8 protein-coding genes are annotated in these 9,765 nt (G+C 50.1%); 7 read left to right on the top strand and 1 reads right to left on the bottom strand.

The window, feature by feature from the left end; translation table 11 throughout:
• A partial coding sequence (locus Q0238_RS01345) for a DUF748 domain-containing protein (RefSeq protein WP_297942129.1) occupies nt 1–1,053 on the bottom strand: 1,053 nt, incomplete at its 3' end.
• A 65-nt stretch (nt 1,054–1,118) separates the two neighbouring features.
• On the opposite strand from Q0238_RS01345, the gene Q0238_RS01340 reads away from it, so the two are divergent.
• From Q0238_RS01340 to carB, 7 genes are all read left to right on the top strand, one after another.
• A complete protein-coding gene (locus Q0238_RS01340; RefSeq protein WP_297942127.1) occupies nt 1,119–2,252 on the top strand; it encodes an epoxyqueuosine reductase QueH in 1,134 nt (377 codons plus the stop codon).
• A gap of 33 nt (nt 2,253–2,285) precedes the next feature.
• Nucleotides 2,286–2,735 carry a 3-hydroxyacyl-ACP dehydratase FabZ gene (gene fabZ / locus Q0238_RS01335; protein ID WP_291938488.1) on the top strand — a complete coding sequence of 150 codons (450 nt, stop codon included), beginning with the start codon at nt 2,286–2,288 and terminating at the stop codon, nt 2,733–2,735.
• A complete protein-coding gene (lpxA, locus tag Q0238_RS01330) occupies nt 2,735–3,523 on the top strand; it encodes an acyl-ACP--UDP-N-acetylglucosamine O-acyltransferase (RefSeq protein WP_297942124.1) in 789 nt (262 codons plus the stop codon). Before fabZ ends, lpxA begins: the two co-directional genes overlap by 1 nt.
• Complete coding sequence (gene clpX, locus Q0238_RS01325) at nt 3,523–4,761, top strand: ATP-dependent protease ATP-binding subunit ClpX (RefSeq protein WP_297942122.1); 1,239 nt, start codon at nt 3,523–3,525, stop codon at nt 4,759–4,761. Before lpxA ends, clpX begins: the two co-directional genes overlap by 1 nt.
• 9 nt (nt 4,762–4,770) lie before the next feature.
• On the top strand, nt 4,771–5,805 hold the full coding sequence (locus Q0238_RS01320) for a rod shape-determining protein (protein ID WP_005869818.1): 1,035 nt from the start codon (nt 4,771–4,773) through the stop codon (nt 5,803–5,805).
• Nucleotides 5,798–6,547 carry a rod shape-determining protein MreC gene (gene mreC, locus Q0238_RS01315; RefSeq protein ID WP_297942119.1) on the top strand — a complete coding sequence of 250 codons (750 nt, stop codon included), beginning with the start codon at nt 5,798–5,800 and terminating at the stop codon, nt 6,545–6,547. The genes Q0238_RS01320 and mreC overlap by 8 nt, the downstream gene beginning before the upstream one ends.
• On the top strand, nt 6,547–9,765 hold a 3,219-nt coding region (gene carB, locus Q0238_RS01310; protein ID WP_297942116.1), incomplete at its 3' end, for a carbamoyl-phosphate synthase large subunit. The genes mreC and carB, both read left to right, overlap by 1 nt.

The following is a 9,765-nucleotide window of genomic DNA, read 5'->3' as shown; positions in this document are numbered from 1 at the left end:
GGCTGAGTTTATCCGCAAGTTCGCGCCCGTTTTATTAAAATCCAGCGCAAAATCCGCGACCTGCGCCCCTTCAAAGCCCGTGGAAATTTTGGTTTCGTTCATATCGTATTTTGCGCCCGAAAGCAGCATCTGCGGGATCGCTACTTCGCCAGAAATTTCATCAGAAACGTCCGTATTTAGGCTGAAGCTCGGGATTTTTAGCGAGCCAAGAGAAATTAAGCTTTGATCTTGCAAAATTTCTAAGTTTTGCAGCTCGAGCTTTGAGTTTTCAAGCGCAAATTTTATATTTTCATCGAGGCTCAATCGGTAATTCAGCGTGGCGGAAAGAAAGCCGTTTTTAAGCCGCACGCCGCTAGGATCGAGGTATGATAGCCAAAACGGATCGATTTTCAGCCGTTTAAGATCTATTTTGCCATGTAAGCGCAGAGGCGCCAGATCGATGGCTCCATCGAAACTCAGCGAGTCGTATGTGCGCGAAACGGCGCTTAAATCGTGCTCGCCGATCGTTTCGTCCTTTAAGCTTAGTCCGTTGATCTCATAATTTAGCTCGGTCGAAATGAGCGAAAAGGGCCTTTTTAGGGAGTTATCGACGTAGTCCAGAGAGCCGCGCTCGATCTTAAAATTATTCAGCGTGACGTTGAAGCTGGAGTTTTCATCCTTGCTTTCGCTCTTTTGCTCCGAAAGTAGCGGCTCGAAATTGAAGGTGCCGTTTTGCTCGCGCTCAACGTGAAATTTAGGGGATTTAAGATGTAAAATTTCTATCGCGAGAGTCTTTTTAAAAAGCTTCGAAAAACCGATTTTTAAATTTATCTCATCGGCGCTAAACAGCGGTTTAAAGGTGCTAAGCTCTGGTTTCGTGACGTTTAGCTCGTAGGTAAAGGGGTTAAATTTGGCGTCCTGCACGCTAAAGCTCGCTCTGCCTTCTAGAATTTTAGGCAGCGCTTTTTCGATAAAAAGCGGCACGCCGAAAAAGCCCGCAAGCACGTAAAACAGCGCAAATCCACTTACGCCGAAAGCAAACTTACGCCAGTGTTTTATAAAAAAATTTTTCATTTTTCCGCTCATTAATTTTGATAGCGTAAAATTATATCCAAAAATTTCGTGCAAAGGGTTAAAATTTGCTGGTTCACATCTGCTGCTCGGTCGATTGCGATTATTTTTTGCGCCGCTTAAAAGAGCTCATGCAAGAGCCGCTAATAGGCTATTTTTATGATCCCAACATACACCCCTACGGCGAATACGTTCTTAGAATGCACGACGCGAAGCGGGTTTGCGAGAATTTAGGGATTAAATTTATCCCGGGCGAGTATGATTTTCAGGGCTGGCTAGACGGCGCGCGCGGGCTTGAAAATGAGCCCGAGAAAGGCGCGCGCTGCGAGTTTTGCTTTGATTTTCGCATGCAAAAAACAGCCGAGCTCGCGCTAAGTTTGTGCGAGCGTAAAATTACCACGACTCTTCTTATGAGTCCCAAAAAATCGCACTCTCAGCTCTGCGCCTCGCTACAGCGCATTTGCGAGCGCTGCGGACTGGAGTTTATCGCGCCCGATTTTCGCAAAAATGGCGGCACGAACGAGCAGTTTGCGCTTGCGAAAAAAGACGCGCTCTATCATCAAAACTACTGCGGCTGTATCTACGCGCTTGCGGCGCAGCGGAATGATCAGCAAAGGGCTGAACGAAATTCGGGCGGAAGTTTGACGGCGGATTTGAGACGAAATTTAGCCTGCGATGCCGAAATTTACGAGCTAATGTCGCCGATCGATAGGCAAATCTTGCCCGCTTCGGTAGAGGAGAAGTTGAAATTTTACAAAAAGCTTTGTGCTATCGAAAGAAAAGGGGTTAAATTTAGCGTGCTGCGCGATCGGTTTTTAAATTACCGCCTGCTCCGTGCATGGATTAAATTTGACGGCAAGGTCGCGCCTTCGTTTGTGCTATTTGGCTCGCATTTTACGCGCGAAAACGTGAAGTTTAGCATAGAGCGCGAGTGCGAAATTTTTTGCAGCGACAAAGGCGAGATTAAAATTTTAAGCCTGGCGAAATTTAACGAAATTTCAAGATCAAATTTCAAAAGCGTATCCGAAATGCTAAAAAACCCGCCGAGTCTCGCGCGCCAAAATAAAACTCGCGCCGCCCTGTGCACTGCTGGCTCGCTCTCGCCGATCATCGTCACGGACGAGATAAGAGCCGCCAAAGTTCAAATTTACGGGCTCTCGCGCATATTTTTAGACGTTAGGGAAATTTTAGTAAGAATTTGATAAGATTCTAAAATTTCTAAAAAAGGCAGATCAATGATAGATATAAACGAAATCCTCTCCATCCTACCTCATCGTTTTCCGTTTTTGCTGATAGATCGCGTCGAAGAGCTCAGCATCGGCGAAAGCATCAAGGCCTATAAAAACGTAACCTACAACGAGCAGATCTTTCAGGGTCACTTCCCAGGCCATCCGATCTATCCGGGCGTAATGATAATCGAGGGCTTAGCGCAGGCGGGCGGCGTGCTGGCGTTTAAGAGTATGGAGAAAGACGGCGTCGATCTAAGCGACAAAGTCGTGTATTTTATGAGTATCGATAACGCTAAATTTAGAAGTCCCGTCCGCCCCGGCGACAAGCTTGAGTATCGCATTAGCGTAATCAAACATCGCGGACGCATCTGGGTGCTAAAGGGCGAAGCCTACATCAACGATGGCGCCACACTGGCCGCACAGGCTGAACTTCAAGCGATGATAATGGATAAATGATGGCTAAAGTTCACCACACGGCGATCATCGAGGACGGCGCGCAGATCGGAGCCGAGGTTGTGATCGAGCCGTATGCTTTCATAAGCGCGCAGGCTAAAATCGGTGACGGCTGCACGATCAAGCAGGGCGCGCGCATCATCGGCGATACGCAAATCGGCGAGGGCTCTAAAATTTTTTCATACGCGATCGTGGGCGAAATTCCGCAGGATATGAGCTTTGAAGAGGGCGAGCGCACGGGGTTAGTCGTCGGCAAAAACGCTACGATTCACGAGTTTTGCACGATCAGCTCGGGCTCGCATAAGGGCGATGGATTTACGCGCATCGGCGATAATCTATTTATGATGGCGTATTGCCATATCGCGCACGACTGCGTGCTGGGAAGCAACATAATCTTAGCCAATAACGCCACGCTCGCAGGCCACGTCGTAATGGGCGATTATGCCGTTATCGGCGGGCTTACCCCCGTGCATCAGTTCGTCCAGATCGGCGAGAGCTGCATGATCGCAGGCGCTAGCGCGCTTAGTCAGGACGTGGTGCCGTTTTGTCTAGCCGAGGGAAATCGCGCCTATATTCGCGGGCTAAATTTAACGGGCATCCGCCGCCGCTTCGATAAAGAGACGGTCGAGACGATAAATCGGGCGTATAAATTTTTATTCAACCAAGGCGGGGGTTTAAAGGAGCAGGCACAAATTTTATTAAACGAAACGAGCGATCAAAACGTGCGCAAGATGTGCGAGTTTATAATCAACACAAAACGCGGGATTCCGCTAGATAAAGGTAAAATTTAATGGCAAACAAGTGCAGTTTTTGCGGTGAGACGGGCGCGGACGGACGTCGTATCTATCCTAACGACGACGGTACGGCGGCTATCTGCAGCTATTGTATCGATATGGCATACGCCGCTATCCACGGCAGCGAGGGTCAAAATGAGGCGGTACAAAATCAAAATAAAGAGATCGATTTCGAGGCTATCAAGCCAAAGGCGCTGATGGAGGTTCTAAACCGCTACGTCATCGGTCAGGAGCGCGCTAAGAAAATTTTTAGCGTCGGCGTTTACAACCACTATAAAAGAATTTTCAGACAGACCGATGCGAAGGGCGACGATACCGAAATTTCAAAATCAAATATCTTGCTTATCGGACCTACCGGCAGCGGCAAGACGCTTATGGCGCAGACCTTGGCGAAATTTTTGGACGTGCCGATCGCCATTAGCGACGCTACGAGCCTAACGGAAGCGGGCTACGTCGGCGAGGACGTAGAAAATATCCTCACCCGTCTTTTGCAAGCCGCGGACGGCGACGTAGAGAAGGCGCAGCGCGGTATCGTATTTGTAGATGAGATTGATAAGATCGCGCGAATGAGCGAAAACCGCAGTATCACGCGCGACGTAAGCGGCGAAGGGGTGCAGCAAGCGCTACTTAAGATCATCGAAGGAAGCGTCGTAAATATCCCTCCAAAGGGCGGCCGCAAGCATCCAAATCAGGACTTCATCCAGATCGATACTACTAATATTTTGTTCGTCTGCGGCGGCGCATTCGACGGGCTAAACGAGATCATCAACCGCCGCATCGGGCAGAACGTGCTAGGGTTTAACCAAACCAAGCGCAGCAAGAAAGAGAGCTTAAATTTACTAAATATGGTCGAGGCCGACGATCTGGTGCATTACGGTATAATCCCCGAGCTCATCGGGCGATTGCACGTAGTGGCTACACTAAATGAGATCGACGAAAAGGCTATGGTTAGAATTTTAACCGAGCCGAAAAACGCGATCTTAAAACAATATCAAAAGCTCTTTGCGATAGACGGCGCAAATTTAAAATTTGACGACGACGCGCTAAGGGAGGTCGCGAACCTGGCGATTAAGCGCAAAACCGGCGCACGCGGACTTCGCAGCATAATCGAGGAGATCATGATCGATATTATGTTCGATCTGCCCGAGCTTAAGGGCTATGACGTCATCATCTCCAAAGAGGTCGTAGACGGCGTCTCCAAGCCGATACTTGTAAAACAAAATTTAACTGCATAAAGGGGATAAATGTTACTTGATTCGATTCTAGGATTATTTTCTAGGGATATGGGCATCGATCTAGGCACGGCAAACACGCTCGTGCTGCTAAAAGATAAAGGCATCATCATCAACGAGCCAAGCGTCGTCGCGGTACAAAATGAACGCTACGGCAAGCAAAGGATCATCGCCGTGGGCGCCGAGGCTAAAGAGATGCTAGGACGCACTCCTGGCGATATCGAGGCGGTGCGCCCGATGAAAGACGGCGTTATCGCGGATTTTGATATGACGGAGAAGATGATTAGGTATTTCATCGAAAAGACCCACAAGCGCCGCTTTTTCGTGAGTCCGCGTATCATCATCTCGGTTCCTTACGGACTAACTCAGGTCGAGCGTAAAGCCGTGCGCGAAAGCGCGATGATAGCGGGCGCGCGCGAGGTTTATCTAATCGAAGAGCCGATGGCTGCGGCAATCGGTGCGGGACTTCCTGTAAATGAAGCGCGCGGCTCGTTGGTCGTAGATATCGGCGGCGGTACCACGGAGATCGGCGTTATCTCTTTAGGCGGTATCATCAGTGCCAAATCCGTCCGAGTCGCGGGCGATAAGATCGACGCAAGCATCGTTAACTACGTCAAAGAAAAATATAGCCTGCTTATTTCGGAGCGTGCGGCCGAGGAGATTAAGATCAAGATCGGCACAGCGGTGCAACAGCAAAAAGACCTTACCTACACGGTCAAAGGAAAAGACCAGATCAGCGGGCTTTTAAGCTCGGTTGATCTTACGAGTGAGGACGTTAGAGAGGCGATCAAAGACTCGATCAGAGAGATTGCGGACGCGCTGAAATTTGTGCTAGAAAGCATACAACCCGAAGTCGCCGCCGACATCGTCGAAAACGGCGTCGTGCTAACGGGCGGCGGCGCGCTCATTCGCGGATTGGATAAGTATCTAAGCGACACCGTAAAGCTTCCGGTTTTCGTCGCGGACGAGCCGCTGCTGTGCGTCGCAAACGGCACGGGAAAAGCCCTAGAAGAGATCAAATCGCTAAAACAAGCGGCAAATGACTAATCTCAAACTCCTCCTCGTCGCGGTTTTGCTGGTAGCCGTTTCGCTTACGTTCGGCTCGTATATCCACGGCAAATTTATCGGATTTGCAGGAGGAATTTTAGAGGTTTATTACGGCGTGAGTGATCGGATAAAAAGCGCTGTGAACGAGCATTTTAACCAAGCAGAGACGATCAAGGCTCTACGAGAAGAAAATGCCGAGTTAAAAAAATCGGCGATGCTGCTTAGTACGTTCGCGGGCGAGCTGAATAAAATTTTGATCGATAAAAATAGCTCCATTTATGAGCCCAAAGTCCAGCTCGTAAAGGCGCTGAGCTACGCGAATCTAAACGACTACAACAAATTCTTTGTAAATTTTGAAAATTTTGACCCAAACAAAATTTACGGCCTCATCAGCGAGGGTAAAACTGCAGGAATTTTAGTAAATAAAGATGGGCGCCCGCTTGCGATCTTACAGCGCGACGAAAAGAGCAACTTCTCTGTTTTCATAGGCGATGCTCAAATTCCGGGCGTCGCGGGCGGCGAAAAAAATGAGCTCGTGGTTAGATACATCCCGCAGTGGCTCGATCCCAAGGTAGGCGATGAGGTTTTTACGAGTGGCAAAGATGAAATTTTCTTTGCCGGCGTGCCGGTAGGAAAGGTTAAAGAGATTCAAAACGGAAAGTTATACAAAAGCGCCGTCGTAGAGCCCTATGTGGGCTCCGAGATGCCGGCGTTTTTGTATGTCGTTACAAAGGAAAATTGATGCCCAAAAGAGATGATATTAAGACGATTTTGCTGATCGGCAGCGGTCCGATCGTAATCGGTCAGGCGTGTGAGTTCGACTACAGCGGCACGCAGGCGGCTAAGACGTTAAAGAGCCTCGGATACCGCGTAGTGCTAATAAACTCTAACCCCGCTACCATTATGACCGATCCCGATTTTGCCGACGCTACTTATATCGAGCCGATTACCAAAGAGAGCATTTTGCGTATCATAAAGCGCGAGGGCGTCGATGCGATCCTGCCTACGATGGGCGGACAGGTCGCGCTAAACGTCGCGATGCAGGCTTACGAAAGCGGCGAGCTAGCAGGGGTGAAATTTCTAGGCGCCAACCCCGAAGCGATCAAAAAGGGCGAGGATAGGGTAAAATTTAAAGAGGCGATGATTAAGATCGGAATGGATCTGCCTAAATCCAAATACGCCTACAATATCGAAGAGGCGATGGCTGCGGCGAATGAGATCGGCTTTCCGCTCATTATCCGCGCTAGCTACACCCTAGGCGGCGCAGGCAGCGGCGTGGCGTATAATATCGATGAGTTTAAAGAGGTCGCGCAAAACGGGCTAGATGTAAGCCCGATAAATGAAATTTTGATCGAAGAGAGCCTGCTTGGATGGAAAGAGTTCGAAATGGAGGTAATCCGCGATCACAAGGATAACTGCATCATCGTCTGCTCGATCGAAAATTTCGACCCGATGGGGGTGCATACGGGCGATAGTATCACGGTTGCGCCCGCTCTGACGCTTACCGACAAAGAGTATCAAAGGATGCGCGACGCGAGCTTTAAAATTTTACGCGAGATCGGCGTGGATACGGGCGGCTCAAACGTGCAGTTTGCGGTAAATCCGCAAACGGGGCGGATGATCGTCATCGAGATGAACCCGCGCGTAAGCCGCAGTTCGGCGCTTGCGTCTAAAGCCACGGGCTATCCGATCGCCAAGGTCGCTACGATGCTGGCGGTAGGCTTTAGCCTGGATGAGATTAAAAACGACATCACCGGCACGCCCGCAAGCTTCGAGCCGGTGATCGATTATATCGTTACTAAAATTCCGCGCTTTGCGTTTGAAAAATTCCCCGGCGCAAACCCCTATCTCGGCACTGCGATGAAGAGTATCGGCGAGGTAATGGCGATCGGGCGCAGCTTTAAAGAGAGCATCCAAAAGGCGCTGTGTTCGCTGGAGAAGGGCTACTTCGGCTTCGTGGAATTAAATTTGAGCGACAAGGATCTCATCTTCGGGCTTCGCAACGCGCAGCAAGATAGAATTTTGTATATCGCTCAGGGCTTTAGAGCGGGTATGAGCGTGGATCAAATTTACGAGCTTAGTAAGATCGACCGCTGGTTTTTGAGCCAGATCGAGCAGATCGTAAAATTTGAAGAGCGCATCGATATGGAGATCATCAACGACGCGCCGCTTCTAAGACAGGCCAAGAGTTGGGGCTTTAGCGATAAGATGATCGCAAATTTGATCAACAAAAAAGATAGTCTTGGCCTTACGCAAAACGACATCCATTTTGCCTGCGCCAGACAGGGCATCGGCCTTGAATACAACGAAGTAGATACCTGTGCGGGCGAGTTTGCGGCGCTTACTCCGTATCTGTACTCCAGCACCAACATAACTCCCGCCATCGCAAGCCGTAAAATTTCAAAAGATAACAAAAAGGTCCTCATCATCGGCGGCGGTCCGAACCGCATCGGGCAGGGCATCGAGTTTGACTACTGCTGCGTGCACGCTAGCTATGCTCTGCGCGATATGGGGATCACCACGATAATGTATAACTGCAACCCAGAAACCGTCAGCACCGACTACGACACGAGCGATATTTTATACTTCGAGCCGATCGACTTCGAGCACGTTAGAGCGGTCATCGAGGCCGAGAACCCCGACGGCGTGATCGTACATTTCGGTGGCCAAACGCCGCTAAAGCTCGCTAAGCGCCTAAGTACCGTGGGAGCCAAGATCATCGGCACGAGCGCGCGCACGATAGACGTAGCGGAGGATCGTAAGAAATTTAGCGAGTTTATCGCAAGTATCGGCGTTAAACAGCCTAAAAACGATACCGCCGTAAGCGAAGCCGAAGCAATTGAAAAGGCCGCTGCGATCGGCTATCCCGTACTCGTGCGCCCTAGCTACGTGCTAGGCGGTCGCGCGATGCGGCGCGTGCATAGCGAAGCCGAGCTTAGGCAGTATATGAGCGAAGCCATGAGCGTGAGCCACCACTCTCCCGTGCTGATAGATAAATTTTTACTTGACGCGACCGAGCTTGACGTCGATGCGATCTGCGACGGGCGCGACGTATATATCGGCGCGATAATGGAGCATATCGAAGAGGCGGGCATCCACAGCGGCGATAGCGCGAGCATCCTGCCGCCGCTTAGCCTAAGCGCGGAGATGATCGATCTGGTAAGCCGCCAAACTAAAGAGATCGCGCTAAATCTCGGCGTCGTGGGGCTTATGAATATTCAATTCGCGATTTTTGAAAACGAGCTTTACATTATCGAGGTAAATCCGCGTGCGAGCCGCACCGTGCCGTTTGTAAGCAAGGCGAGCGGAATTCCGATGGCAAAGGTCGCTACCCGCGTAATGTGGCAAGGGGGTCTGCGCGAGGCTTTGAAATTTTACGACGAGTTCGGCGTGCTGGTCGAAGAGAAGGGAATTTTAAAGCCGCGTATTAAAAACCATATCTGCGTAAAAGAGAGCGTCTTTCCTTTCAACAAGCTTGCGGGCGCGGATCTGATTTTGGGACCTGAGATGAAAAGCACCGGCGAGGTGATGGGTATCGGCGAAAATTTCGCCAAAAGCTTCGCTAAATCTCAAATCGGCGCTAGCAACGCGCTTCCAAGCGGCGGCAAGGTATTTTTGTCGCTCGCAGATCACGACAAGTTGCGGGCCGTGGAGCTTGCACGCGCACTTGCGGGCGCGGGCTTTAGTATCGCCGCTACTAGCGGTACTCACAAGCTATTAGGCGAAAACGGTGTGGAGTGCGAGTTTGTCTATAAAATCAGCGAGGGTCGCCCAAATATCGAGGACAAGCTCAAAAACGGCGAAATTTCGCTCGTCATCAACACCAGCGACAGCAAATCAAACTCTACCGACGCCGCGAAGATCCGCCAAAGCGTGCTGCGCTTTAGACTGCCGTATTTTACGACGATGAAGGCGGCGATCGCGGCTACGCGCTCAATCTGCTCGATAAAGGACGAATCT

It is taken from the genome of uncultured Campylobacter sp., assembly GCF_938045775.1.
Lineage (GTDB): Bacteria > Campylobacterota > Campylobacteria > Campylobacterales > Campylobacteraceae > Campylobacter_B.
This window is presented reverse-complemented; position numbering and strand designations above follow the sequence as displayed.

What these genes read in the sequence shown, in the direction of transcription:
- fabZ (WP_291938488.1), top strand. Translation starts at nt 2,286, where the DNA reads ATGATAGATATAAACGAAATCCTCTCCATCCTACCTCATCGTTTTCCG.
- lpxA (WP_297942124.1), top strand. Translation starts at nt 2,735, where the DNA reads ATGGCTAAAGTTCACCACACGGCGATCATCGAGGACGGCGCGCAGATC.
- clpX (WP_297942122.1), top strand. Translation starts at nt 3,523, where the DNA reads ATGGCAAACAAGTGCAGTTTTTGCGGTGAGACGGGCGCGGACGGACGT.
- Q0238_RS01320 (WP_005869818.1), top strand. Translation starts at nt 4,771, where the DNA reads ATGTTACTTGATTCGATTCTAGGATTATTTTCTAGGGATATGGGCATC.
- mreC (WP_297942119.1), top strand. Translation starts at nt 5,798, where the DNA reads ATGACTAATCTCAAACTCCTCCTCGTCGCGGTTTTGCTGGTAGCCGTT.